Genomic DNA, 26,771 nt, shown 5'->3' with positions numbered 1-26,771 from the left:
GATCAAAAGTTTCCATCGCTTGCATCTTTTTTTTAGCGATTCAAAAATGAGAGGATCACTCAGGGCGAAGCCGTAACCCGGGTTACGCTTCGCTGCACCCAGGCTACGTTATTCACGATTGATTTTTAATAATCTCATCAAGAGAACAATTTTTATCCATTGCTTCCTGGACCCACAAACCCACCTGATGATGCGCATCCCTAAAAGGCATACCTTGTAAAACCAAGGATTCCAATACTGCAGTAGCATTCAGATAACCGCTATTGGCTTTCTGCTCCATCACGTTTGTATTAAAGTGGATGCTTTCAAGAAAAGGAGTAATTATTTCCAGGCACGCGGTCAAGGTATTTATTGTATCAAAAAGACACTCTTTGTCTTCTTGCATGTCCTTGTTGTATGCAAGCGGTAATCCTTTCATTACCGTTAGAATACCCATTAAATGCCCAAAAACTCGACCGCTTTTCCCCCTGATTAACTCCAGAACATCTGGATTTTTCTTGTTAGGCATCAACGATGAGCCGGTAGCAAAGGCATCATCAAGAGTAATAAAACCAAACTCTTGAGTAGCCCAAAGAATCAAATCTTCAGCAAGACGCGACAAATGCATCAAAATGATGGAAGCAACAGAACAAAATTCAATAATAAAATCTCGATCGCTTACTGCATCAAGTGTATTCTCAATCACTCCGTTAAAGCCCAGAGTTTCTGCAACCCACGCTCTGTCTAAAGGGAGCATACTTCCTGCTAAAGCCCCAGCGCCTAGAGGAGAGAAATTCATCCGTGTATGCCAATCGTGCAAACGGCCTAAATCGCGTTGAAACATTGCCAAATAAGCAGCAAAAAATTGTCCTAAATAAATTGGCTGAGCTTGCTGCAAATGGGTATAACCTGGGATTTTATCTTCAGCATGATGACTCTCCAACTTTTCCAAAGCCTGGTTTAAGCGCTGCAAAAGCAGATTAATCTCCCCACCTGCATCACGAGCATACAATCTTAAATCCAGGGCAACCTGATCATTTCGACTTCGACCTGTATGCAGCTTTTTACCCACATCACCAATTTTAGCAATAAGTAATTGCTCCACAAACATATGAATATCTTCACAAGACTCATCAAATTCATGGATACCCTTTCCTATTTCATGGCTTATTTCTTCAAGACCATTGCATATTAAATCTGCTTCACCCTCGGAAATAATTTTTTGTCGTGCAAGCATTTTTGCATGTACCTGACTCCCGACTATATCGTGAGCATAAAGCACCTTATCAAAAGCCAAGGAAGCATTAAAATGCATGACACCCGGATCGAGTTCTTTTTTGAATCGCCCTCCCCATGTTTTATGAGCCATTATTTATCTCCCATTATGTACCTTGCCATACACCTGTGCTGATAAAGAAAATAAATTGATAAATCCTTCAGCATCCTGTTGGTTGTAAACACCATCCTCTTCAAAAGTAGCTAATGCAGGATCATGCAAACTAAATGGAGAGTGCATTCCATAAGGAATAATGTTTCCTTTGAATAATTGCAAGCTTACAGTCCCAGTCATATGCTGTTGTGTTACATCAATTAATGCATCCAATGCATTTTTGGCTTGGGAAAACCATCGTCCCTCATAAACAAGATTGGCATAAGTTTGCTGTAATGACTGTTTTAAATGCAAAGTTGATCGATCAAGACATAGACTTTCAAGCATCTGATGCGCCTTATAAAGAACAGCAGCCGCAGGTGCTTCATATATTCCTCTGATTTTCATTCCAACCAATCGATTTTCTACAAGGTCTGCAACCCCAATTCCATGAGCACCTGCAATTTTATTTAACTCTTTAAGCAACGCCACTGAATGCATTTTTTTTTCATTCAAGGCAACAGGTACGCCGTGATCAAACTCAATGCTTACTAATTCAGCATTGTTTGAGGATTGTTCTAAAGATGCAGTCATCAGCAATAAGTCATCAGGCATAGGTTGACCTGGGTCTTCTAAAACACCCCCTTCATGCGAAATATACCAAAGATTATGATCGCGTGAATAAGGTGACTTAGGTGTAACCGGCACTTCAATACCATGCAATTTGGCATATTCAATGGCCTCTTGTCTGGACTTAATTTTCCAGGATCTCCATGGAGCGATAATTTTAAGCTCCGGAGCTAAAGCTTTTACCGTATATTCAAAGCGAACCTGATCATTACCTTTTCCAGTGGCTCCATGGGCAACAGCATCTGCGTTTTCCAACAGGGCAATTTCAACCAGTTTTTTTGCAATGAGCGGTCGAGAAATGGTACCTAGAATATATTGGTTTTCATAAAGTGCTCCTGCTTTAACCAATCGCCACAGATAGTCGCTAACAAATTCATCTTGGACATTCATCACGTAGGCTTTTGAGGCACCACTTTTTATTGCTTTTTCTTTAATCGCCGTTAAATCTTCATTTTGTCCTAAATCACAAACCATCGCGATAATCTCTGCCTGCTGGTAATGTTCTTTAAGCCATGGAATCATTACCGAAGTATCCAAGCCACCCGAATAGGCAAGGACAATTTTTTTAATCGATTCAGTCATGGTTTACTCCTGGTAGTATTTTTTTAAATGTAAAATAGGTTCAGCCAATTCCTTAGGTACTACATCTGCGACTAGCTGTCCCCCTTTTAGAACAATTAATCGATCGGACATTTTGCTTAAGAAATCAAGATCGTGGGAGGCAATTACCATCGTAACTCCTAAAGATTTCACAGTATTTAATAAGTTAATTACTTCATCAATCGTTGCCAGATCAAGACCTGATGTAGGCTCATCACAAAGTAATAAGTTGGGTTTCATCATCAAGCTACGTGCTAAAGCAACTCGTTGTTTTTGCCCTCCAGATAATTGGTGGGGATAGGCAGATGCTTTATCGCTAATTCCCAAACTCAGCAGTAACTCATGTGCCTGTTCTTCATGAGGTACCATTTTATTGTGTAGACGAGGGGCATACACCAAATTGTTCATCACAGTCATATGTGGAAAAAGTTGGAAATCCTGAAACATAAAACCACTTTGACCGGCTACTTCAATCGTACCTGAATCCAAAGTTTCTAATTGTTGTATACAACGTAGCAATGTGGATTTTCCACTTCCTGATGGACCGGCCAAACCAAGTACCGTTTGGGCGTGTACGTTTAAGTTAATATTATTTAATATGGTTAGCGAACCAAAATATTTACAGGCTTGCTTAATGGCTAACATAAAGCCCCCTTTGTTCCATTTTCTTGCCTAGGAACTCAATCAAGAGCACCATACCATAGTAAAAACAACCTGCAATGCACAGTGGAACAAAATAGGTAAATTGCTCTGCAGCCACCGATTGCGCTCTGCGCATCAAATCCATTCCTCCTATAGTTGCAATCAAAGCAGTTTCTTTCAGCAATGCAATCATTTCATTAATGTATGCAGGGAAAATATTCTTAATGACTTGCGGTAAAACAATATCCTTCCATAGATAAAAACCAGGCACTTGCAGCGTTTTTGCTGCCTCAAACTGCCCCTTTGGCAAATGTTCTATTCCTGCTCTCAGAATCTCAGCAATATAAGCGGAGCTGTTTAAACCAAAAGTTAAAAGTCCTGCTACTAAAATATTTGCCTTGATACCAATTAATGCAGGTGCAGCAAAATAGATAAAACTAAGTTGTAAAATTACTGGAGTCCCTCTCATTATCGAAACAAAACCATTTATTATTGGTTTCATAATCCCTTGGTGTCGCAATAAAGCCAGTGCTGTTCCTAATAAAGTCCCTATCAGTAACCCACCGAATAACAGAATCAAAGTAACTAAAGTTCCCTCGCCAATATAGAGAACATTTTGTTTTAACTCTTCCATTTTGTGTCCTCCAACCATTTTTTCTTGAGTGCAGCAAGCTCACCACTTTGCTCCAGTTCAAATAAAACATGATTTATTTTGTGAGTTAATTCAGAATTCTTTTTCAGTGCCAAACCATAACCATCTGCTGATTGAGCAAGAATCGCAAAGGATAGTCCAGGATTTTTCTGACTAAATACCGCACCTTGAACTCCATCAACAAGTACCAAATCAACATGACCAGCCTTTAGGGCTGCGATGGTTTGATTGTTATTATCCATTACGAGAAGGCTGGCATTTGGCATATTCTTTTTTAACCAAATTTCCATGGTACTGCCTAATTGAACTGCTATTTTTTTATCAGCTAATTGCTTCACATCGTTAATCGGCTTTTGTTCAGGAAAGACAGCGGCCATACTTTCGAAATAATAAGGCTTAGTGAAATCAAAATTCTTTTTTCGCTGTTCTGTAATCGTGATCGTAGAAATTGCTGTATCAACCTGTCCTGTACTTAAAGCAGGTAAAATACTGCTGAATTGCATGGTATCAAAAATTGCTTCCTTACCCAGTTTTTTGGCAATCAAGCGCGCTAAATCAATATCAAACCCTTTGATTTCACCATGATCGTTATATTCAAATGGTGGATATTCTGCAGCAACTGCAAAATGAATATATTGCCCCCCATCATTGGAAATCTTTGCGTAGCAAAGAGAAACAAAAAAGGCAAAACCTGCTAAAAATGTAAAGAATATTTGTTTCATTTGAATATACATCCAGTTTTTATGCGTTTTTTCAAATTTATCAATCTTGACTTGCCCTGTCAAGATATTTTGAATATAATTTCATTAAAAATGATTTTGTATTCACAAAACACACATAAAGTGGAGAGATACATGAGCCAAGATGCTGCTCTTGATGGGCATATATTAAATATTGTGCAAACAGAGAAAATTGCGGAACAAATTGATTTGCAAACCAGTTTAAAGGAACGAGGCTATACTATTCCTCAAGCAACTCTATCGCGAAGATTGAAAAAATTAAAAATCGCGAAAATAGGGGGTACTTATCAAGTAGTGGATTTCAATATACCCAACCTGCCTTTGGTATTGAATATGCAAGTATCCGATTATGGTCTTATCGTGCTTCATACACATCCTGGCAACGCAAACAGTCTGGCTTTTTTTATTGACAGAAAATTCGTGTCTTACTCACCTCAAACCACTCAAAACTCAAGTATATTAGGTACAATTGCTGGTGATGATACCGTGCTTCTTATTGTAAAAAGCAAGGAACAATTACACCATGTAATTCATTTATTACAGGATGAATTTCCTTATCTGAAAAAATAATCAAATTATGTAGCCTGGGTGCAGCGCAGCGAAACCCGGGTTTTCGGAATATGAATAAACCATTGATCCCGGGTTTCGCTGCGCTGCACCCAGGCTATAAATCATCCGGCTACAACTACTTTTATATTTATAAGTTATAACATCCTCGTTATAATATGGCGTTCATTCTGTGAGGTACCATTTTATGACCATCTCAGCACAAGATTTAGAGAAAATTTCTCAATTAGCCTATCTGGATACGGATATAGAACATTCGCCAAAACTCATTGAAGATATTAACGCAATCATGAATTTTGTCGATCAACTGCGCTCTGTTAATACCCAAGAGATTGAACCGCTTTTTCATCCTCTTGCCTTAAGTCAACGTTTAAGACCTGATGCGGTTACTGAAGAAAATTGTCTGGTTGAATTAGAGACCCTTGCACCACAATTCGAACACGATCTTTATTTAGTACCTCAAGTTATAGACCAGAGTAAATAATCATGGAACATTTATCATTAAAGCAATTATCTCAGGATTTACATCATAGGAAACTCTCTAGTGTTGAATTAACGCAACATTACCTAAAGCAAATTCAAAAACATAAAGATTTAAACGCCTTTATTAGTTTAGATGAAGAGCATGCGCTTCTTGAAGCTCAAAAAGCAGATCATCAGTTTAAAAATGGGAATGAAAAAATCCTTACTGGCATCCCTATGGCATTAAAAGATTTGTTTTGTACCAAGCGTATGCCAACTACGTGTGCTTCTAAAATGCTTGAACAGTTCCAATCACCTTATGAAGCGACTTTGGCCAGTAAGTTACTTGAACAAGGCTCGATTCTGATAGGTAAAACGAATATGGACGAATTTGCCATGGGTTCGTCTAATGAAAACAGTTACTTTGGTGCGGTAAAAAATCCGTGGGATAAAGAACGGGTTCCTGGTGGTTCCTCGGGTGGCTCAGCAGCAGCCGTAGCTGCCGGTTTGGTCCCTTTCGCTATAGGCTCTGACACAGGAGGCTCGATACGCCAACCGGCTGCCCTTTGTGGAATTAGTGGAATTAAACCCACTTATGGACTCATTTCCCGCTACGGAATGATTGCTTATGCATCCAGTCTGGATCAGGCCGGACCTTTGGCCAGAAGCGCTGAGGATCTCGCATTGGTGCTTCAAGCTATGGCAGGATTTGACCCCAAAGACTCTACATCGGTTGATGCAACAATTCCCGATTATTATGCCGAACTCAAAAAACCCTTACCCAAATTAAAAATTGGACTCCCTTCATGTTTTTTTCAACCCCAGGTGGAGCAAGAAATACAAAATGCGATTCGTGAAGCAGTAAAAACTTTCGAAAGCATGGGCGCCGAAATTATTCAATTGAATTTAGAACTCCAACCTTTATGGGTACCTTGTTACTATGTGGTTGCGTGCGCTGAAGCTTCATCCAATTTATCACGTTATGATGGTTTGCGCTTTGGTTATCGCAGTGATCATGCAACAACATTAACTGAGCTCATTCGTAATACTCGCAGTGAAGGATTTGGTATCGAAGTAAAACGCCGAATTCTTACTGGTACTCACGTTCTTTCATCGGGTTATTTTGATGCCTATTATTTGCAAGCACAAAAAATTCGTCGTCTTATCCAAGAAGAACTGGTCACAACTCTAAAATCGGTCGATGTTATTCTCGGACCAACATCCCCAACGTGTGCATTTAAACTGGGTGAAAAAATTGCTGATCCAATTCAAAATTACTTGGCTGACGTGTTTACTGTAGCTGCTAACCTTGCTGGACTCCCTGCAATTTCCATACCCGCAGGCTTTGCTAAAGGGCTACCTATAGGCATGCAACTCATGGGCAAACATTTTGGTGAAAGCCACTTACTCCAAATAGCTCATCATTATCAACAACAGACCAACTGGCATTTGGCCAGTCCAAACCAATAAAGGTGAATTATGGAATGGGATACAGTCATTGGCCTTGAAGTACATATTCAGCTCAAAACAAAATCAAAACTTTTTTCTGGTGCATCTACTGCTTTTGGTTCTGCCCCTAATTCTCAAACCTGCTTTATCGATGCAGGATTTCCTGGTGTTTTGCCTGTATTGAATCAGGAAGCAGTAATTATGGCAATTCAATTTGGTTTGGCCATTCAGGCGGATATTAATGATCAATCTGTTTTTGAGCGCAAAAATTATTTTTATCCCGATTTACCCAAAGGCTATCAAATTAGCCAATTTCAAAAGCCCATAGTCAGCAATGGTAAATTGGTAATTACTCTAAATGATGGCACTGAAAAAGAGGTGATGATCGTACGTGCCCATTTGGAAGAAGATGCAGGTAAATCATTACATGGGGTTCATTCAGGCTACAGTGGAATTGATCTTAACCGAGCAGGAACCCCTCTATTGGAAATAGTAACTACCCCTTGTTTGTTTTCAAGCCATGAAGCAGTGAGCTATCTCAAAAAACTGCATCAATTGGTTCAGTTTCTAGGGATTTGTGATGGTAATATGCAAGAAGGGAATTTCCGTTGCGATGTCAACCTATCTCTAAAACCCAAAGGTTCATCTGTTTTAGGAACACGAACGGAATTGAAAAATTTGAATTCATTTCGTTTTATCGAGAAAGCTATCGCTTACGAACAAGCACGACATCAGGATATACTGGAAAGTGGCCAACACGTAATCCAAGAAACTCGTCTTTATAATCCTGACACGCATACAACGCACGCAATGCGCAGTAAAGAAAATGAAAATGATTACCGATATTTCCCAGATCCTGATTTATTACCAATACAAATCACCCGATTCCTCATTGCGGAAGTAAAGAATAATTTACCGGATTTGCCAGAGAAAATTCATGCTGAATTAAAAAACACCCCCTCTCTCAATGAGGAAGACATTAATTTTATTCTTTCTTCACCTGCAGCGTATCGTTTTTTTAAATCAGTTAAAGCTCGATGCCGTGCCCCAGCAAAGATGATCATTAATTGGCTAAAAGGTCAATATGCTGCAGCTTTGAATGAAGAGAATTTAACCTTTGATACCCCGCGTATATCCGCAGAATTAATAGCAAATCTACTCGATAAGCTGCATGAGGGTGCTATTTCTTTAAACAATGCACGTTCTATTTTTACTTTATTGTGGGCTGGTGAAAAAAATATTGAAGTAATTATCGAGCGCGAGGGATATCAGCAGGTAGATGATACTGCTGCTTGGGAAGAGCTGATTATTAAATTGATTCAGCAGTACCCTGAACAAGCAGCGGATTACAGAGCAGGAAAAGAAAAATTATTGGCCTTCTTTGTGGGACAAATAATGAAACAAACCAAAGGAAAGGCGAATCCCGAACAAATCAATACTCTACTAAAAAAACATTTGGCAGGTAATTAATATTGAATAAAAAAAGATTTTAATTCATATTCCGAAAGAATACTCTCTCCCCCGTGAGTTCTAATTAAGCAAGTTTTATCAAGAACATTGTGGGTTATTGACGGCTGCATTTGGGAATGCCTGCTTTTTTATCTCCTGGTATGGTTCATTACTGTTATCTACTCCAAGATAGAAATTCTTCACAATTTTATGTACTTTATCCCCAACGACTCCCGACGTCTTAAGCCCATGTAAATTAGACTGAGTTGAAAATACAAGGAATTTGGAGTGTCCTTTCGTTTGCCAGGCTTCATCAATACCCAAAAGTCGTTGTAAACTGAGCATGCGGCTTGTACCGAAATAACTGCCACCTTTGGTGATTTCTTTTTGAGCACCAGACTCCTTGGTTGCTTTATCATGAGCGTTTTTAATAATCAGGAGTAGGTTGCTTTCACGATCTAAAGTATTAATTTGCGAGTTAAGTTCTTTTTCTAATGACTGGCAATAGCTGAGCTTCTCGTGATTTCTTGATTTATGGAAAAATTTTACAGAAAATTTTTTTTGCTCGCTTTCTAAAGTTTCTCTATATGTTTTTATTAATGAGATTGCTTCTAGCAGCCGATTTTTCTTTGTTAGTGAGGCCTCTTTATTTACTTGATCACTTGGAGCGGGAACGCCCACTTGACGGCCTTCTATTTTTTGTTGGACTTCACTGCTCGTCTTACTGATTTGCTGTAAAAAAGATTCGGCTTCTACCTTTTTTTTCTGAATGGATTGTTCAATCGTCTCAATAGCCCGGATAGTTTGTTGATGTATTTCCGAGGTACCCTTAATCCCTTTTTTGATACGCTGTATTTCTTGCTCTTTTTCTGCAATAAATCGGATGAGTTCTTGAAGTTTCTGAGCTTCTGAAGGGATTAGCAGTTCACCTGCTTTTTGTGTGATACTGCCTTCAATAGTTTTTACTTGCTTAAGTAGTGTTGCTAAGCTCTTTAAATCTGTGGCTTGCTTCACAATCAATTCAAAGTTCATGATGTGCTGATCAAGCTTGAATTGTTCCTTCTTAATCTCTTCTTCCACAGAGGTTTCTTTACACTCCTCCATGATTTCATCCATAATGCGTTTTCTTCCAGCAAAGTGCTTTCTGAATGTTGAGATGGACTTTTCACCAAATAAATGGTCAAATTCCCGCTCAAATGCAACAGATGATTCTAGTGAATAGTTCGAAAGCAACTCAAGATAACCGATTTTCATTAATCTCAAGTTTTCCTGATTTACATCGATGTCAGCCTTTGCTGATTTTACTAAAGACTTAGCTTTCAGGATTAGTTGTTGATTGCGAAGAGCCTCTACTTCCTTTTTAAATGCATCCAGTCGATTGATAACGTTCCTATTGAGAGTCGTCGAGTCCTCAACGTCTTCAATTGACGGATATTCGCCCTTAGTTTTTGGCTGCCTTGAATAATGTTCATTCAAAGCACGCTTATCACGAATCGTCTTTGTTTTGATATCTTTTTCTTCTAAGGATAAGGCTAGAATTAAGCCATTTAAGAATTCCAAATACTTCTCGGAATATTTTGAGGTATCAAACTGAATAGAGGTGTATAACTCAATTTTTTCTCTATTTGATTTAATGTATTCTTCGAGGTTTTTATTAAACCCTATTTCAGCGAACTCTTTAACTTGCTCTAGAAGTGTTCGCTCAGTGGAAATTTCTCTTTGGTTTGCATAAATGGCTCGCAGCTGCTGATTTCTCATATTACGCGTTACATTAAAAACAGAATGACTATATTATAATCTAAATTGACAACAAATTAAACATATTTCAAACCAAATGAAAATACAATTTACATTAAGGGCAAAATAGGGTCATTTTAAAATATGAACATAGCTATTGATCTATCTAATTAACAAAATCCAGAACATGGAATTCAGTCCTTTCATAGTGCACTGGAACTGGAGCTTATTTTGTTTCAGGGGTTCTTTAAGCGGATAATGAAGTAAAAAGAGTCAGTCGATAAGCCGGGTTCTGTCATGGACAATCATTCATCTGGGACATGCGTCACCACATGCCTCAAGCGACCTACCCGAATCCCGTGCGGGTCACACGTAATGACTTTTCAGTCAAATGGACTCCTATTTGGTCTTGCTCCGAGTGGGGTTTTCCCTGCCACGTCTGTTACCAGACGCGCGGTGCGCTCTTACCGCACCATTTCACCCTTACCTCTAAGAGGCGGTATATTTTCTGTGGCACTTTCCGTAGGTTCACACCTCCCAGGCGTTACCTGGCACTCTACCCTCTGGAGCCCGGACTTTCCTCCCTTTGCAAAACAAAGAGCGATTGTCTGACCAACTCTGTTATCAATAGTAGCAGAGTGCCTAGCCAAAGACCACTATATTGGGAAATTAATATATGAAAAAACCAGCGAGGTCGTTCTTAATCAATTAGAAATCACGAGTTCCAATAAATTCGTCATCAAAATAACGCTTTAACTTGGTGCGCAAAGTACCACGGCTTACACCAAGAACACGAGCAGCTTTTGATTGATTGTAACGAGTTAACTCCATAACAGTACGAAATAACGGCGCTTCAACTTCTTCAACAATTAATTGATATAAATTCAAGTTAGAATCTTTATTATTAACACTGGTTAAATAACCCTTAACAGCATGAATTACTTGATGTGAAAGTGCTTCGCTGCTTTGCACCATTGTTTCTGTGCTCATTTAAGTCTCCTAGTACAGATTAATTAAATAAAATTATGCCCAGTACATACACTCACCGAACACTATGGCCTATATAGTACCAAACATCTCAAAGAGTGTAAATATTGTTTTAATGATATTCATTTCTTAAGGAAATATTAAGTCAAAAAAATTTTACCATTTTACAAGTTAAATGGACAAGGCGAATTTATTATTTAATTAATGTGTTAGGGTTATTTCTATTAAGCATAGGAAAATAATAAGAAAAATTGCATAATTTTTACTCGATCGCTCAAAAAATTACGAAATTGTATTTATTTTTAAATTATTCTGAATAAACTGCTCGTAATTGAGTTAATTAAGGATAAAGATGACTAGAAAACATACCAGTGATTTACATTGCCATCTTAATGGAAGCTTGAGTTTGTCGTTTCTGGAAAAAACAGCCAAAAAAAATAACTGCATAGAAATATATGAAGAATTAATTCGAGTACGTACAGAATATCTCCAAAAAACAACGCAGCAGCCAGAAAGTGGTTATTCCAAAGAGTTAATTGCGATTATTTGGAAACAGTTTGGCTTGGTGCATAAGATTATTCAGAATCTAATTGATATTTCTGATGGCGTAGTGGATGTAGTAGAAAGTTCAAAAGCTAAGTACCTTGAAATTAGAACGACGCCCAAAGAAATGGCAAATGAAACGCGTGATAAATATATAGACTCATTCGTATTTGGTCTACTCCAAGCAAATCAAAAAATAACGGACAAAAAAGCTGTTGGATTATTGAGCCTGGACAGAACATTACACAATTTAGATGATGCAAATTACTTGATCGATCGCGTACTATCAAGTCCAGATAAAGTTTTAGTCGGTTTGGATATTTCAGGAAATCCTGTGGCAAATAGAACTCTCGCAGGAAATGAGTTAGCCAAGGTAATTCAACTCGCTTTAAATAAAGGCGTGGCTGTTGCGATTCATGCTGGCGAATCCAATACTGCTCAGGAACGGCAAGATACTGATGCAGTCTTAACAGCATTAGAGGAATGGAAATCACAACACCCTGATAAGAACAAAAATCCATTACATGGCAAAGTACGGTTAGGTCATTGTATTTATCTAACCACGCAACAAAAAGATCGCATTAACAAACTTGGCATTCCTATAGAGGTATGTCCCAGCTGCCACAGCAAATTGAATTGGCATCTTGAAACAGAGCCTCACCCCATTACGACAGTTTATCAGGATCTCAGTGATCCGGTCGTCTTAGGTACAGATGATGAGTTAATTTTCGGTGCTTCAGCCAAAGCTGAATTAAATAAATTTTTAGGCTTTTTTTCAAATAAGCAGCAATTAAGCAGAAAACAAATTAAAGAGCATCAATCCAGTTTCCGTTTTTCCATGTAATATATAATTTTTATTCGTGAATACCTGGGATGCTTAAAAATAAGGAATCCCGGGTTGCGCTTCGCTTCACCCAGGCGACATAGCTAAATATGTCTCTAATCTACTGTGAAACTTTCCCCACATCCACATTGACCTGTTTGGTTAGGGTTATTGAAAACAAATTTATAATTTAATCCCTGTTTTACGTAATCAACACTCATATTTTTCAGAAAGGGATAGCTGGACTTATCAATACATGCACTATAGTTTTCAGTCAAAGCAAGAACCAAATCGTCTTTATCAGGAGCGCGTACATAATCAATAACATACGATAAACCAGAACACCCTGTTTTTTTTACCGACAAACGAATCCCGGTATATTCAGAATTTTTTTGCAAATAAGATACCAAGTGTTTTACTGCTGCTTCAGTAAAACTGATTTCAGGCACGGTGCTTTCTATATGATGCATTACTACACTCATTATTACCTCTCGACTCGATTTGTTTTCTTTATTAAAAGCAATGCTTCTTTATAAACATCAATAATCCTTAATGCTATAGGATATTGAGCAACAGGAATATCTAATTCTTTGACAATAAGCTGATAATCAATTTGTGGCACGGCATCTATAGTCTGCCCTTCAAGCTGCCTGCACAACCATTCCAGACTGGCAATTACATAAGGATTACCATTTGTTTTAAAACAAGCTCGGACAATTGTCCCCTCTGAATCACACTGTACATAGAGTTCAATCGTTCCCTGACCTTTTTGGTTGTTTTTAACAACAACCGCAAAATGATCATTTAAATTGATAACCCCTACATGTCTGGGTGAAAAAAAACAATCCTGCACAATTCTATTATACATCATGATGGTGATATTTCATGCAATCGAGTTACTTGTGTGCAAATAACATTAATTGCGTATTCTACTTCTTCTTCCTTAGTAAAACGCCCTATAGATAATCTAATGCTGCTTTGCGCTAAATCATCACTTACCCCTAAAGCTCTCAACACGTAAGAGGGTTGGATACTGGAAGAACTGCAGGCTGAAGTAGTAGATACGGCTAGCTCATTCAATGCTAACAGCAAAGAATCCCCATCTAAACCGGCAAAACTTATATTAAGATTACCCGCAATTCGCTTTTGTTCATCTCCATTGAGTTGAATGCCTGGCAAATGTTTAATACCATTCCATAAGCGCTGACGATAGCTTAAAAGACGGGCTTGCTCCTCCTCCCGTAAACTTTCAGCTAATGCAAATGCTTCTCCCATACCCACAATTTGATGCGTGGCCAAAGTTCCTGAGCGTAAGCCTCCCTCATGTCCACCACCAAAACTTTGCGGTTGCAGACGAATTCGTGGTTTATGCCGGACATAAAGCGCACCTACACCTTTTGGGCCATAATTTTTATGTGCCGATAGCGCCATTAAATCCACAGAAAGATGTTCAAGGTCAATAGAAATTTTTCCAGCACTTTGTGCCGCATCAACATGAAAAAGAATTCCTTTATGACGTAATAAAGTGCCAATAGACCCAATGTCTTGCACTACACCGATTTCATTGTTCACATGCATGATGGATACTAAAATGGTATCTGGTCTCAATGCTTGAGCCAGTTTCTCAAGATCAAGCAAACCATTGGATTCAGGCTCTATATAGGTTACTTCGAATCCATCTTTTTCTAAACGGTCAAAACTATCGAGCACTGCCTTGTGTTCTGTACTCATCGTAATCAAATGCTTACCTTTATTCTTATAAAAGTGGGCTGCGCCTATTATCGCCAAATTATTCGCTTCTGTGGCACCTGAGGTAAATACTATATCCTGGATGGAAGCGTGGATTGAATCTGCAACTTGTAAACGCGCATGCTCAACAGCAAGAGCGGCAACGCGACCGTATTCATGAGTTACTGAAGAAGGATTACCATAATCTCCATCCGGACCTAAATAATGGACCATCCGCTCTACTACACGCGGATCAGTAGGTGTTGTTGCCATATAATCAAAATAAATTGGTATTTTAATTATTTTCTTCACTCCGACCCCTTTTACTTGCCCATTCCAACGATTTTTGTACTTGACTTAACATCCCTCTTAACAAATTTACTTCCGTTTTTTCCAAATTCACGCGATTAAATAATCGACGTACGCGCTGCATTAAACGTCTTGGATTTGACGCTTTTAAAAATTGAATCGCAACAAAAACCTCCCTCAAATGCTCATAAAACTGCTCAATTTCATCTGCTGTAGCATATTCATCCTGACGTAACGCCACTTCTGCTTGGGGTGTTAATAGCTTCATGCGCAACTCATAAGCAATAATCTGTACGGCCTGTGCCAAATTAAGTGAGGCATATTCAGGATTACTCGGGATATGAATATGATAATGACATTTTAGCAGCTCTTCGTTAGTAAGACCTGCATGCTCCCTTCCAAAAACAATCGCAATTTGAGTATTTTCTGATTGTTGACTTACCAAATCCGCACACGATGCAGGAATTAAGCCAGGTAAAGAAAGGCCTCTGGGTCTTGCGCTTGTCCCCAAAATCAGCTGACAACCAACCAAAGCCTCATCTAAAGTTTCAGTAACGACCGCACGTTCCAAAAGATCATCAGCTCCTGCTGCCATTTCTTTTGCTTTATAATCCGGAAAAGATTTAGGCTTAACCAGATACAGTGAATTTAACCCCATAGTTTTCATCGCTCGAGCTGTTGAGCCTATGTTACCAGGGTGAGATGTGGCTACTAGAATAATACGGATTGAACTTAACTTCATAAAAACTTTTATTAATGCATTGAAATGATTATATCATATCATCGAACACCCTTTTTGACGATTTTTGCTTTTTTCATATTTAACCCTATTTGCGCAAAAAAAATATGATAGAATCACCGGTTTTGCACACTCAAGAGTAATATTCATGGAACCACTTTTAAATATAGCAATTAACGCAGCACGATTGGCCGGTGAAATTATAATTCGACATATAGAGCAAGTGGATCGTCTCAAAATTACCGCTAAAAATAACCATGAATATTTTAGCGAAGTAGACATCAAAGCCGAACAAGCCATTATTCATACGATTCATAAAGCATATCCTGAACATGGGATTCTTGCTGAGGAAAGTGGTGTCCAAGAAGGAGATGGCGAGTCAACCTGGATTATTGATCCCCTCGATGGAACATCAAATTATTTACATGGATTTCCTTTCTTTTCAGTTTCTATAGGGGTAAAGGTTAAAGGCAGGATAGAACATGGAGTTATTTACGATCCATTACGACATGAATGTTTTGCTGCAAGCCGAGGACGCGGAGCGCGATTAAATGATAGAAGAATACGCGTTTCCAAGCAAACTCAACTTGTAGCCGCGCTTTTAGGAACTGGTTTTCCATCCCGTGACATCAATGCAGCACAAAAATACTTACCTACTTTTGAAGCATTATTTGGTAAATGTGCTGGAGTCAGAAGAACTGGATCTGCAGCACTTGATTTGGCTTATGTCGCCAGTGGTCGGTTGGATGGATTTTGGGAGTTCGGTTTACGTCCTTGGGATATTGCGGCAGGATCCTTATTAATTCGAGAAGCAGGTGGATTAATTAGCGATGTACAAGGCGGTGATGATTTTCTCAAGCATGGAGACATTGTTGCCGGAACACCTAAAGTCTTTAAATCATTATTACAAACTATTTCCCCTGTTTTGAAATAAGAAAACCGTAGCCTGGGTGAAGGCAGAGCCGCAACCCAGGAATCACTTGTTTCAGATCCCGGGTTTCGCTGCGCCTCACCCAGGCTACAAAGAATTCAGGCCTCAATTTTATTGAATGCCTTGCTTTAATCCGAGAGCTAAAGGAAGCTCATCAGCCAAAGCAGTCCCAAGACTTTTGGACACTCGATCAAAAAGATTTTGCTTACGGGTATAATCGACAACTTCAGGAACTTTAATTACTTCACGAGCTACCTGTCCACTGCTTGCAAGACCATCAATTAGCCCTATTGCTAAAGCCTGCTCACCAGTCCAAAAAAGTCCAGAAAAGGTGTCATTATCAATATGTAAGCGACTTCCTCGACCTTCTTTTACTCGATTAATAAATTGCTCATGTACTTGATCCAGCATTACCTGTAATTTTTGCTTGGCAAAATCTGTTTCAGGAGTAAAAGGATCTAAAAATGATTTATTTGCACCTGATGCTTGTAATCTTCGCGAAATACCAACTTTATTAATTAAATCTACAAAACCAAAACCATTATACAAAACACCTATAGAACCAACCATGCTTGCGGGACTAGCATAAATAGTATCCGTTGCAACAGCAACATAGTACGCAGCAGAAGCACACGCATCCACACAAACTGAATAAATTTTTATATCCGGATATTTTTTTTGATAAAACTTTATTATGTTGTACATGTATTCAGCCTGAACTGGACTGCCTCCTGGGCTATTAATACGAATAATCACTGCTTTTAACCCAGAGTTTTTATAAGCTGAATCCAATCCCCTGGCAAAATCATCTGCATTGGCTTTAGTTTCAGACATTTCACCTACAATATCTACGATACCTACGTGAGGCTTGATATTAGTACCTATTTCTTCACTGGTACCCTTCGACACGTAATAAACTATATAAGCAATGATGAGCAAATAAATAACACGCATAAACCATTTCCATCTGCGCTTTCTTTTCGCCTCTTTCATATAATCAATAATGATTTGATTCAGCAGGGCCTGAGAATCCGAAGTAGAATTAGAAGAATGGTCATTTGTCATAACAATCACTTGAAATAATTAAATTAGTCCTCATTTTACGGTAGATGCAAAAAAATTAATACCCATTAACCATTAGAAGGTTATACATCATGAGAATGGATAAACTAACATCAAAGTTTCAAATAGCCCTGGCAGATGCTCAATCTCTAGCATTAGGAAGAGATAATGGCTTTATCGAACCCGAACACTTAATGAAGGCGCTTCTTGATCAACAAGGAGGTACTTGCAGACCCCTGCTCAGTAAGGCTGGTGTTAATATTCCTCTCTTAAGAACTCTTTTAGATCAGGCATTAGATAAACTTCCTAAAGTTGCTGGAATTGGAGGTGATATCCATGTTTCCAATGGATTAAATCGTCTATTAAATCTTACTGATAAGCTGGCACAACAAAAGAAAGACAATTTTATTTCCAGCGAGCTTTTTGTTTTAGCGGCAATAAGTGAGGAAGGCAGCCTTTCTCGCATACTCAAACAAGCAGGGGGTGAAGCGAAAGCAATAGAAAATGCAATTAATGAGTTGCGTGGTGGAGAAACAGTTAATGACCCTAACGCAGAGGAGCAACGTCAAGCTCTTGAGAAATATACTCTAGACCTAACCGCTCGTGCAGAACAAGGTAAATTAGACCCAGTAATTGGTCGCGATGATGAAATTCGCAGAACCATTCAAGTATTGCAAAGGCGTACAAAAAATAATCCTGTTTTAATTGGTGAGCCCGGTGTAGGTAAAACAGCAATTGTTGAAGGATTGGCACAACGTATTATTAATGGTGAGGTTCCTGAAGGTCTAAAAAATAAACGCTTGCTTTCATTGGATATGGGGGCTTTGATTGCCGGAGCAAAATTTCGTGGTGAATTCGAAGAGCGGCTGAAAGCTGTTCTTAATGATCTAGCAAAACAAGAAGGTCAAATTATTCTCTTTATTGATGAGCTTCATACTATGGTTGGTGCTGGAAAAGCAGAGGGTGCAATGGATGCAGGAAACATGCTAAAACCAGCTTTAGCACGCGGTGAGCTCCATTGCATCGGCGCAACCACTCTTGATGAGTACCGACAATACATCGAAAAAGACGCCGCTTTGGAACGTCGCTTCCAGAAAGTTCTTGTTGATGAACCGAGTGTTGAAGATACAATTGCTATTCTTCGTGGTTTAAAAGAACGTTATGAAGTACATCATGGGGTTGAAATTACTGACCCAGCTATAGTCGCAGCTGCTACGCTATCGCACCGATACATTACAGACCGACAACTTCCCGATAAAGCGATTGATTTAATCGATGAAGCAGGGAGTCTGATTCGCATGGAAATTGATTCTAAACCCGAAAGCATGGATAAGTTGGAACGACGGTTGATTCAATTGAAAATTGAACGTGAGGCGCTCAAAAAAGAATCCGATGAAGCATCTAAAAAACGACTTGAAGACTTACAACATACGATTGACGAGCTGGAACACAACTACTCGGATTTAGAAGAAGTTTGGAAATCAGAAAAAGCAATGATGCAGGGAGCGACTCAAATTAAAGAAGCCCTTGAACAAGCTAAGCTTGAAATGGAAACCGCACGTCGAGCCGGAGATTTGAGTAGAATGTCTGAATTACAATATGGACGTATCCCAGAACTTGAAAAGCGTTTGGCACAAGTGGCTGAAGCAGAATCTCATGAAAACAAATTAGTCCGTAATAAAGTAACAGAAGATGAAGTGGCAGAAGTCGTTTCCAAATGGACAGGCATACCTGTAGCTAAGATGATGGAGGGTGAAAAAGAAAAATTACTGAGGATGGAAGAAGTATTGCATCATCGTCTCATAGGTCAAAATGAGGCAATAGATGCTGTATCCAATGCCATTCGTCGTGCACGTGCCGGATTATCCGACCCTAATCGTCCTATTGGATCATTTTTATTCCTTGGTCCTACTGGCGTGGGTAAAACTGAATTATGTAAGGCCCTGGCTTCATTTCTCTTTGATACCGAAGAAGCAATGGTTCGCATCGATATGTCCGAATTTATGGAAAAACATTCTGTTGCCCGTCTAATTGGTGCACCACCTGGATATGTTGGTTATGAGGAAGGAGGCTATTTGACGGAAGCTGTTCGACGCAGGCCTTATTCAGTTATTTTACTTGATGAAGTAGAAAAAGCGCATACAGATGTGTTCAATATACTCTTGCAAGTGATGGATGATGGACGCTTGACTGATGGCCAAGGACGTACTGTTGACTTTCGCAACACCATTATTGTCATGACCTCAAACCTGGGTTCCAATCTGATTCAGGAAATGGGAAATAAATTTAAATACGACCAAATTAAGGATGCAGTAATGGAAATGGTACGCCAGCACTTCCGCCCTGAATTCATTAACCGCATTGATGATACCGTAGTCTTCCATTCTCTTGCTAAAGATCAAATTGCGAAAATTGCTGCAATCCAAATTGGTTATTTGCAAAAACGTCTGAAACAACAAGATATTCATCTTGATGTAACTCAGGAAGCATTATCGCACTTAGCAGAAGCAGGTTTCGATCCAGTATATGGAGCAAGACCTTTAAAGCGTACGATTCAACAACAATTGGAAAATCCTCTGGCTCAAGATATATTGACGGGGAAATTCAAGTCAGGTGAGACGATTAAAGTCACTTATAAAGATGGTGGAATGAAGTTTATAAGTCATTAATTGAGCATTTGACTTCAGTGCTTTTGTAGCCTGGGTGCAGCGGCAGCGGAACCTGGGAATGCAATATCATCGATCCCGGGTTCCGCTGCCGCTGCACCCAGGCTACAAATCATTCTAACCTCGACCCACTCCTATCTGGTCTAATCGTTGCACCAACTTTTTTTTCACCTCAGGCCATTCTTCAGCAAGAATGCTAAACAAGACCGTATCGGTGATTTGGCCATTGTGATGAATCATATGTTGACGCAAAATCCCCTCTCTTGTTGCTCCTAATTTTTTTAACGTATTGTAGTTTTTGATATTGCGAGGGTCTGTTGCGATTTGTATGCGATTGATATTCCAGATCTCAAATGCATTTTGAAACAATAACAGCAAAGACTCGTGATTATATTGCTTTCCCCATACTGATGGAGTAAGCCAACCATAACCAACTTCTAGCTTTTTATGGTGCAGATCTATTTCATAATAAGCTCGGCCTCCGATGAGTTCATTATCCTTTAACCGTCTTATTACATAGGTAAGTTGAATCCCTTGGATCTGCTTCATCAAACAATTCTGAAACCAGGCATCATAAAACTCACCATTCGCTTTATTGGGCATATAAGTCCAAATTCGCGCATCATTGGCTGGATGACGCAAACGCTCATAATGACTTAAAGTAAGAGGTTCCATTTGAATGTTTTGACCAATAAGGTTCTCAGGTACAAGCGTACTGACTTTTGTTTTACTTTTAGGCATAATAAGCATGTCAGACATTATTGTTTTCTCAATCTAAAAATATGATCAATAAATTATTTCATCGAATAAAACAACTATTCCAAGTACCAGCGGATAAAATTATTTCTAATGCGTACCGGATTATCTCAGTCGATGACAGTTATCAAAACACTGCAAAAGTTTATGTTACAGTTCAAGTTACTGGTAAAGCAGTAACTTTTGATAAGTCGGTAAGCGAACTGTATCAAAAAAAATGGCTGGATAGTTTTTCGCATGAAGATGTAGCGCATATTGCGGCTTTATATTCTGCAGAACAAACCAATAATCTGGATTTAATTAAAAGATTCCCCAAACAAGCATCCGCAAACAAATCCAGTGTCATTAGTGTTGGAATACTGTTTACAACTTTTTTAATCTTATCGAATTTAGCTGCCTTTAAAATAGCTGCATTTGGTTCCATCAATTTTGCTGCAGGTTTAATTTTTTTCCCTTTAACCTATGTCTTTGATGATATTCTGACCGAAGTATATGGATTTAAAGTAAGCAGGCGGATCATTTGGATGGCATTACTCGCGAATACTATTGTATTTTTGGGCACCTGGCTTACCATTTATCTCACCCCTTCGCCCTACTGGTCTCATCAAGAAGCTTATGCAACTGTATATCAAGGAACATTAAGAGTTTTCGTAGCTTCCGTCATTAGTTACTTTTTTGGCGAATTTGCCAATTCAATTATTTTAGCCAAACTCAAAGTGATGACATCCGGGGAACGACTTTGGCTGCGTGCGATTACAAGTACGATGATTGGCGTTGGTATTGATACACTACTTTTTACTCATATTGCCTTTTTGTTCCTAATTCCCTATGCAGGGATTTGGCAAATTATTGGAACGATGTATTTACTCAAAGTACTGTATGAAGTATGTGCATTGCCAATTACATACCATATTTCAAATTATTTAAAACGCAAAGATAATGTCGATCATTATGATGTAAAGACCAATTTTAATCCGTTTTCATTAGCGCTTTAATCATGGATACAACAATAAATAATCGATTTGGAAATGGAAAAATTATTATTCATTCGAGTTATTTGTGGTATTTGACATTAACTTATTCCATGATCATTATACTGGCTAATTGGTTTGATCCACGGTTAATTAATGTTTGGGGCTTAACAACGGATGCTGGAACATTGATCTTTCCATTATCCTTTTTGCTTTCTGATTTGATTACTGAGGTGTATGGTTATAAATATGCACGTCGTACGATTTGGTGTGGGTTCGTATTTAATTTATTTTTTATTTTATATGGCCAACTTGTCATCCATATGCCTAATCCTAATTTTACAACCAATAATGCTCTTTTCGATACTCTGTTAACCATTAACTCCAGAATTATTTTGGCATCATTTATCAGTTACCTGATTGCCGAATCGTTCAATTCTTATCTTATTGCCAAAACCAAAGTTAAGACCCAGGGACGGTATATGGGAGGACGATTTCTTCTAGCCACATTTTTAGCCTCGGGCCTGGATAGTATAATTTTTACAGCGATTGCATTTTATAAAACACTACCTCACTCTGTTTTCATTACTATGATGTTCACTATGTGGTTCATTAAGGTGTTTATTGAATTATGTGGGCTTCCGCTCTCCATAAATCTAGTCAATAAGTTAAAAAAAATAGAACAAATTGATATTTATGATAAAAATACAAAATTTAATTTATTTCGTTTTGATCTTGATTACATCCAGCAAGAAAATGAGTTTTTAAACAAAACAAGAAAAAAATTATAAGTGTAACCTGGGGTTTTGCTGCGCTACATCCCAGGCTACTTTGCAATAAAATTTAAACCGAGAGCACCACGTGACGCTCCTCTTTTTTCGGTGCTGTTTGCACGGTAAGTTCTTTCTCTGCCCGTGCAACCGCCGTATGCATCTTCTCTGCTCCTTCAAAAAACTCACAATCCAAGGCAGCATCTTGTTTTGTTTCAAGGAACCGTTTGAGAAATTTCACGCCGTCTAACATATCTTCCTTAGACAGTTCATCTAGGGATCGCTCCAGACCTAAAGCTTGTTGGATAGTAAATAACAGATCAGTATCAAGTCTCTTTTGTTGCTGCAGTAGCAATACATAACCACCAAAAAGCATGTAGCTGCATGTAGAATCAGAACACTCTTTCATCTTTGTCGAAAAACTATTGTGATCAATCGATTCGAGATCCTCTTGAATCGAGGGAGTATAAAATAAACCAAATATTACATTTCTCGATGTCTCTGACTCAACATGTTTAATAAGACTGGCATTAATTGCTTCTACGTCCAAAATTTTAAATGCATTAAAATTCTTATAATCTTTTGCTACACCTTTACACCATTTCTCGATATCTTTTTCAAGCTGTTGGCGTTCATTTTCGATTTGTGTTGATAGAGATTTAACAAAATCAATCGCTTTAAATCGATTTAATACCGCTGCGCCACGCACTCTTTGTTGATCAATAATATCCTGAAGATACTGTTTGAAATGTTCATCCTTTGCAAAATGGGGGTATTTCATGAATCGAGGAACTTTATCTTTATCTTCGAGCAGCATGTTATCACGAAAAACTTCTAATGCGTTTACAATAGTTACAACATCAAGAATCTTTAAATCATCCTCCCTATATCTTTTTTTAACCTCTTCTATTTCTTTAAATTGCAAAGCTCTTCTTATGGCTTGGAATAATTTTACAGTAGTTACATCACAACCAAAGAAGTTCCAAGAGATATATCCTTTAGGATTGTCGTATTCTATTATCAATCGAAAATAGCGATGAATTAATGCACCTAATAAAAACAAAGTACCTTGCTTGGTTTTTTCTTTATCTTCCTTGGGAATTTGACGCAATTCATTAATTAATAAATTAAACACTTCAATCTGAGTATCTCTGCCCGATTTACATTTTATTACCTCATTTGTTCTAGCGATTAATACCTCAAGGCTAGATTGTTGTACTACAGAGGATCCATCACTGACCTTACTATCTACCACTGTATATCTTCCTAATAAAGTGGAGTATTTTGCTTCCAGGTTAAGCGTATTGACTCTAAATTTTACAAATGCTGGCGGGATAAAAGTCATACATCCTCCTTAATACATACTCATTCCTAGAGAGCTCATAACACCTTTATAAAACCCATATAAGGATGAAGAGTTCTTATTAAACGAAAAATATTTTGTCTCATGAATATCCTTTTGAATTGTTGCTCCTAATCGCTCGTTTAGATCATCATATGCTTTTTGTTCGCGTCGTTCATATACAAAAGTGCAATAGTAACTCAACTCACTCAAGCATGAGTAAAAAAAATCCTTGTCCATGTCTTCAAGAGATTGAATGCCTAAATGACTACGAAATAAATCAATTAAACTTTGATGAAGATAATTACTTACCGAGGAATCATATTGAAACCACTTGACCAAATATATTCCAATAATAACCTTTCTTCTAAATTCATTGAAATCATCTAGAGTTAGCTTAGGATTTCTTTTAACGGCTTTAACATATTGGATTAATTCATATGTCTCATCTAAACTGTGAGCCAGCATACTTATTGTGGTCGCATCATCCATGGCAGCATGTCTCGAAATGAATAGGGAAAAAAAACTTAAACATCCCACATGTTGTCCATTAGTTCGCGCTAAACACGTCGCTAGTCGTATTGCTTTTTGCTGAAATTCGGCAAACAACATTGTCATTGCGTCCCTCCTGCAAATATTGACCCGCAATAACTGCAACGCGTCATTGTCCAAAAATGTAAACGCCTTCATTTTTTATAGCAACCTATAAAAAATATTGCAACTATTAATTTAACTAATTGAACATAAAAAGAATTAAAAGTCTTTTTTATAATTTTTTATGCCCAATACGCTCGAGGATAACTCAGTAAGAAAGATATGAAGAGCAGAGAAACTTAGCCTGGGCGAAGTACAGCATAACCAAAAAAACTTATGAAAAGGAAACCTGGGTTATGCTTGCGCTTCACCCAGGTTACAAACTATCTTGAAAAGCGCTCTTCTATAGAATTGATTAATTTTTGATGAATTCCATTAAAACCTCGATTACTCATGACCAAAACAGCATCGCCTGCTTGTACCATCCCAGTCACTTCTTTAATTATTTCATCATGGCTTTTACAAATCTTATAGGGACAAGTCCAGTTGCTTACAGTTTCGTGTAAATTAAAATCATTCGGCTCCAAAACATATGCGCCATGAACTGGTTCCAAAGCATGTGCCATTTCATGAGCATGAACACCAGTACGCATGGTATATGAGGCAAATTCCAACACCGCAAAAATACGTTGATGTCTGTTACTTCGCTTTAAAGCATCAATGGTTCGCATAATGGCTGTAGGATGGTGCGCAAAATCATCATAAAGAGTTATACCATATTTATTGGATCGAACCTCTAAACGACGCTTTACTGGAGTGAAACGTTCTAAAGCTTCAGCTGCTACTTTTGGGTTTACTCCAGCATTTACACTGGCAACAAGAGCAGCCAAACCATTCTCCACATTAAAACGCCCAATTAAAGGCCATCTTACTTCAGCCACTTCCTTGCCGTGATGCAAGACTTTAAATGCTGAGCCATTCTCTTCAAGTAATTGTGCAGTCCATTGTGCATCACCATCTAAACTCAGCTCTTCAATTCGCGAATATTGACCACGAGCAATCACTTCATTAAGTGCTTTATCGTCTCGAGGTTTAATCGCAACACCACTTGCAGGGATTGTTCTCATCAGATAATGAAATTGCAATTGAATCGCTGCTAAATCAGAATAGATATCTGCATGATCGAATTCCAGATTGTTTAAAATAGCGATTCTTGGACGATAATGCATAAACTTAGGACGTTTATCAAAAAAAGCACTATCATATTCATCTGCTTCGATTACAAACCATTTACCCGAGCCAAGACACGAGCTTGTCTGAAAATCAGATGAGACCCCACCAATCAAAAATCCAGGATTAAGTCCTGCTTGATGTAAAATCCAGGCAACCATTGAGGTAGTTGTTGTTTTACCGTGAGTACCAGAAACAGCAATCACCTGATATCTCGATAAAATATTTTCAGCAAGCCATTGTGGTCCAGAAGTATATGGTTTGCCTGATTCAATTACAGCCTCGAGCACTGGCATACCTCTTTTAATGGCATTGCCCACAACAACCAGATCTGCTTGTAATGCTAAAGAAGTGTCATCATAACCTTCAACCCAAGTTATTTCTTTTGCTGCGAGTAAGTCACTTACTGGTGGATAACAGTTGGCATCACTTCCAGTAACCTTATGTCCCGCATCACGCGCCAACAAAGCCAAGGCACTCATAAAAGTTCCGCTTATACCTAAAATATGTAAATGCATGATAATCCTAATCTCATTGTAATAAAGCAATAGTTAAAATATTAGCCGCTATTAAACCAAATGCAGCCAATACAGATTGAATCGCTGTAATGTTTAATGCAAGCTTATAAATATGTGCTGTGATAACAAACTGCCAAACAGATAATCCCAAACTCAAAAATAAATAAAGAATGCCCATAAATAAAAATAAAGGATTTCTTAAATTAACCACGGAAATATAGGGTGCAATAATCAGCAAAGGAATAACTAATATATGGATGATAATATTGATACAGTACAATGAAGTGACTGTCTGTACAAGTCTCGGAGTCAACCCTTTAAAAAACAAAGCAAGATAAGTATAAATAACATATGAGATAACTAAACATACGGAGATAAATACATTATTTATCATCTCTTCAGAAGAGTTGAAATAAGTATATTCCCATTCGGTCGTTATAAGTAAAGCCAATAAGACCGCACTCAAAACCATTCGAGTAATAGAGTAAGGTGTATTTTCTGGACTTTCTTTTAATAAGCAAATATCCCAATAACGATCAAATATTAGATGTAACATTTAACTATCTACTCTCCGATAATGATTCCT

Annotated in this window: 26 protein-coding genes and 1 other RNA gene; 9 read left to right on the top strand and 18 right to left on the bottom strand. The window is 38.2% G+C overall.

The window, feature by feature from the left end; genetic code table 11:
* Nucleotides 1–112 precede the first annotated feature (112 nt).
* The 5 genes from argH to Lani_RS12870 are packed head-to-tail and all read right to left on the bottom strand — an operon-like array spanning nt 113 to nt 4,594.
* A complete protein-coding gene (gene argH / locus Lani_RS12890; RefSeq protein WP_019233073.1) occupies nt 113–1,348 on the bottom strand; it encodes an argininosuccinate lyase in 1,236 nt (411 codons plus the stop codon).
* A gap of 3 nt (nt 1,349–1,351) precedes the next feature.
* Nucleotides 1,352–2,560 carry an argininosuccinate synthase gene (locus Lani_RS12885; protein WP_019233074.1) on the bottom strand — a complete coding sequence of 403 codons (1,209 nt, stop codon included), beginning with the start codon at nt 2,558–2,560 and terminating at the stop codon, nt 1,352–1,354.
* Between the two features lie 3 nt (nt 2,561–2,563).
* Complete coding sequence (locus tag Lani_RS12880) at nt 2,564–3,223, bottom strand: amino acid ABC transporter ATP-binding protein (protein ID WP_019233075.1); 660 nt, start codon at nt 3,221–3,223, stop codon at nt 2,564–2,566.
* Nucleotides 3,210–3,854 carry an amino acid ABC transporter permease gene (locus tag Lani_RS12875; RefSeq protein WP_019233076.1) on the bottom strand — a complete coding sequence of 215 codons (645 nt, stop codon included), beginning with the start codon at nt 3,852–3,854 and terminating at the stop codon, nt 3,210–3,212. Before Lani_RS12875 ends, Lani_RS12880 begins: the two co-directional genes overlap by 14 nt.
* On the bottom strand, nt 3,842–4,594 hold the full coding sequence (locus Lani_RS12870) for a substrate-binding periplasmic protein (RefSeq protein WP_040522280.1): 753 nt from the start codon (nt 4,592–4,594) through the stop codon (nt 3,842–3,844). Before Lani_RS12870 ends, Lani_RS12875 begins: the two co-directional genes overlap by 13 nt.
* A gap of 132 nt (nt 4,595–4,726) precedes the next feature.
* Here Lani_RS12870 and Lani_RS12865 point away from each other — a divergent pair, with 132 nt between their 5' ends.
* The 4 genes from Lani_RS12865 to gatB all read left to right on the top strand — a co-directional run bounded on the left by Lani_RS12865 (nt 4,727) and on the right by gatB (nt 8,560).
* Entirely contained in the window at nt 4,727–5,182 is a 456-nt protein-coding gene (locus Lani_RS12865) for an arginine repressor (protein ID WP_019233078.1), read from the top strand.
* 184 nt (nt 5,183–5,366) lie between these two features.
* Nucleotides 5,367–5,663: an Asp-tRNA(Asn)/Glu-tRNA(Gln) amidotransferase subunit GatC gene (gatC, locus tag Lani_RS12860; protein WP_019233079.1), complete on the top strand. Its 297-nt coding sequence runs from the start codon at nt 5,367–5,369 to the stop codon at nt 5,661–5,663.
* A 2-nt stretch (nt 5,664–5,665) separates the two neighbouring features.
* Nucleotides 5,666–7,111: an Asp-tRNA(Asn)/Glu-tRNA(Gln) amidotransferase subunit GatA gene (gene gatA, locus Lani_RS12855; protein ID WP_019233080.1), complete on the top strand. Its 1,446-nt coding sequence runs from the start codon at nt 5,666–5,668 to the stop codon at nt 7,109–7,111.
* 9 nt (nt 7,112–7,120) lie between these two features.
* Complete coding sequence (gene gatB / locus Lani_RS12850; protein ID WP_019233081.1) at nt 7,121–8,560, top strand: Asp-tRNA(Asn)/Glu-tRNA(Gln) amidotransferase subunit GatB; 1,440 nt, start codon at nt 7,121–7,123, stop codon at nt 8,558–8,560.
* Nucleotides 8,561–8,638: 78 nt separating this feature from the next.
* Here the strand turns inward: gatB and Lani_RS12845 are convergent, their stop codons facing one another.
* The 3 genes from Lani_RS12845 to Lani_RS12840 form a co-directional block, all read right to left on the bottom strand.
* Nucleotides 8,639–10,099, bottom strand: a complete 1,461-nt coding sequence (locus Lani_RS12845; protein ID WP_127908238.1) for a hypothetical protein — start codon at nt 10,097–10,099, stop codon at nt 8,639–8,641.
* A gap of 442 nt (nt 10,100–10,541) precedes the next feature.
* An RNA gene (rnpB, locus tag Lani_RS12895) (RNase P RNA component class A) lies at nt 10,542–10,896 on the bottom strand.
* An 88-nt stretch (nt 10,897–10,984) separates the two neighbouring features.
* Complete coding sequence (locus tag Lani_RS12840) at nt 10,985–11,266, bottom strand: helix-turn-helix domain-containing protein (RefSeq protein WP_019233083.1); 282 nt, start codon at nt 11,264–11,266, stop codon at nt 10,985–10,987.
* Nucleotides 11,267–11,615: 349 nt separating this feature from the next.
* Here Lani_RS12840 and Lani_RS12835 point away from each other — a divergent pair, with 349 nt between their 5' ends.
* Nucleotides 11,616–12,650 carry an amidohydrolase family protein gene (locus Lani_RS12835; RefSeq protein ID WP_019233084.1) on the top strand — a complete coding sequence of 345 codons (1,035 nt, stop codon included), beginning with the start codon at nt 11,616–11,618 and terminating at the stop codon, nt 12,648–12,650.
* Nucleotides 12,651–12,745: 95 nt separating this feature from the next.
* On the opposite strand, the gene Lani_RS12830 is transcribed toward Lani_RS12835, so the two are convergent.
* Genes Lani_RS12830 through trmJ form a run of 4 tightly spaced genes read right to left on the bottom strand, consistent with a single transcriptional unit; the run spans nt 12,746 to nt 15,408 of the window.
* Complete coding sequence (locus Lani_RS12830) at nt 12,746–13,111, bottom strand: HesB/IscA family protein (protein ID WP_040522261.1); 366 nt, start codon at nt 13,109–13,111, stop codon at nt 12,746–12,748.
* Between the two features lie 2 nt (nt 13,112–13,113).
* Nucleotides 13,114–13,500, bottom strand: coding sequence for an iron-sulfur cluster assembly scaffold protein (locus Lani_RS12825; RefSeq protein ID WP_019233086.1), 387 nt, complete (start codon nt 13,498–13,500; stop codon nt 13,114–13,116).
* Complete coding sequence (locus Lani_RS12820; RefSeq protein ID WP_019233087.1) at nt 13,497–14,669, bottom strand: IscS subfamily cysteine desulfurase; 1,173 nt, start codon at nt 14,667–14,669, stop codon at nt 13,497–13,499. The genes Lani_RS12825 and Lani_RS12820 overlap by 4 nt, the downstream gene beginning before the upstream one ends.
* Nucleotides 14,653–15,408 (bottom strand): tRNA (cytosine(32)/uridine(32)-2'-O)-methyltransferase TrmJ, encoded by a 756-nt coding sequence (trmJ, locus tag Lani_RS12815; RefSeq protein WP_019233088.1) that lies wholly within the window; start codon nt 15,406–15,408, stop codon nt 14,653–14,655. Before trmJ ends, Lani_RS12820 begins: the two co-directional genes overlap by 17 nt.
* Before the next feature lie 145 nt (nt 15,409–15,553).
* On the opposite strand from trmJ, the gene Lani_RS12810 reads away from it, so the two are divergent.
* Complete coding sequence (locus Lani_RS12810) at nt 15,554–16,339, top strand: inositol monophosphatase family protein (protein ID WP_019233089.1); 786 nt, start codon at nt 15,554–15,556, stop codon at nt 16,337–16,339.
* Between the two features lie 108 nt (nt 16,340–16,447).
* Here Lani_RS12810 and Lani_RS12805 read toward each other — a convergent pair whose 3' ends face one another.
* A complete protein-coding gene (locus Lani_RS12805; RefSeq protein WP_019233090.1) occupies nt 16,448–17,401 on the bottom strand; it encodes a S49 family peptidase in 954 nt (317 codons plus the stop codon).
* An 89-nt stretch (nt 17,402–17,490) separates the two neighbouring features.
* Here Lani_RS12805 and clpB point away from each other — a divergent pair, with 89 nt between their 5' ends.
* Nucleotides 17,491–20,067 (top strand): ATP-dependent chaperone ClpB, encoded by a 2,577-nt coding sequence (gene clpB / locus Lani_RS12800; protein ID WP_019233091.1) that lies wholly within the window; start codon nt 17,491–17,493, stop codon nt 20,065–20,067.
* Nucleotides 20,068–20,181: 114 nt separating this feature from the next.
* Here clpB and Lani_RS12795 read toward each other — a convergent pair whose 3' ends face one another.
* Nucleotides 20,182–20,823, bottom strand: a complete 642-nt coding sequence (locus tag Lani_RS12795) for a GNAT family N-acetyltransferase (RefSeq protein ID WP_019233093.1) — start codon at nt 20,821–20,823, stop codon at nt 20,182–20,184.
* A 23-nt stretch (nt 20,824–20,846) separates the two neighbouring features.
* On the opposite strand from Lani_RS12795, the gene Lani_RS12790 reads away from it, so the two are divergent.
* Both Lani_RS12790 and Lani_RS12785 read left to right on the top strand, forming a co-directional pair.
* Nucleotides 20,847–21,815 carry a queuosine precursor transporter gene (locus Lani_RS12790; RefSeq protein WP_019233094.1) on the top strand — a complete coding sequence of 323 codons (969 nt, stop codon included), beginning with the start codon at nt 20,847–20,849 and terminating at the stop codon, nt 21,813–21,815.
* Between the two features lie 2 nt (nt 21,816–21,817).
* Nucleotides 21,818–22,582, top strand: a complete 765-nt coding sequence (locus Lani_RS12785) for a queuosine precursor transporter (RefSeq protein ID WP_019233095.1) — start codon at nt 21,818–21,820, stop codon at nt 22,580–22,582.
* A gap of 52 nt (nt 22,583–22,634) precedes the next feature.
* Here Lani_RS12785 and Lani_RS12780 read toward each other — a convergent pair whose 3' ends face one another.
* The 4 genes from Lani_RS12780 to Lani_RS12765 all read right to left on the bottom strand — a co-directional run bounded on the left by Lani_RS12780 (nt 22,635) and on the right by Lani_RS12765 (nt 26,741).
* Entirely contained in the window at nt 22,635–23,906 is a 1,272-nt protein-coding gene (locus Lani_RS12780; RefSeq protein WP_019233096.1) for a hypothetical protein, read from the bottom strand.
* Nucleotides 23,907–23,915: 9 nt separating this feature from the next.
* The gene (locus tag Lani_RS12775) at nt 23,916–24,521 is read right to left on the bottom strand and encodes a hypothetical protein (protein ID WP_019233097.1); all 606 of its coding nucleotides are present in this window, start codon (nt 24,519–24,521) and stop codon (nt 23,916–23,918) included.
* Nucleotides 24,522–24,820: 299 nt separating this feature from the next.
* Entirely contained in the window at nt 24,821–26,185 is a 1,365-nt protein-coding gene (gene mpl, locus Lani_RS12770) for a UDP-N-acetylmuramate:L-alanyl-gamma-D-glutamyl-meso-diaminopimelate ligase (RefSeq protein ID WP_019233098.1), read from the bottom strand.
* Nucleotides 26,186–26,198: 13 nt separating this feature from the next.
* Nucleotides 26,199–26,741: a hypothetical protein gene (locus tag Lani_RS12765; RefSeq protein ID WP_019233099.1), complete on the bottom strand. Its 543-nt coding sequence runs from the start codon at nt 26,739–26,741 to the stop codon at nt 26,199–26,201.
* Nucleotides 26,742–26,771 lie beyond the last annotated feature (30 nt).

This window comes from Legionella anisa, assembly GCF_001467525.1.
In the GTDB taxonomy this organism is placed as follows: domain Bacteria; phylum Pseudomonadota; class Gammaproteobacteria; order Legionellales; family Legionellaceae; genus Legionella; species Legionella anisa.
Note: the sequence above shows the minus strand (reverse complement) of the source record. Positions and strands in the feature narration are given on the sequence as shown.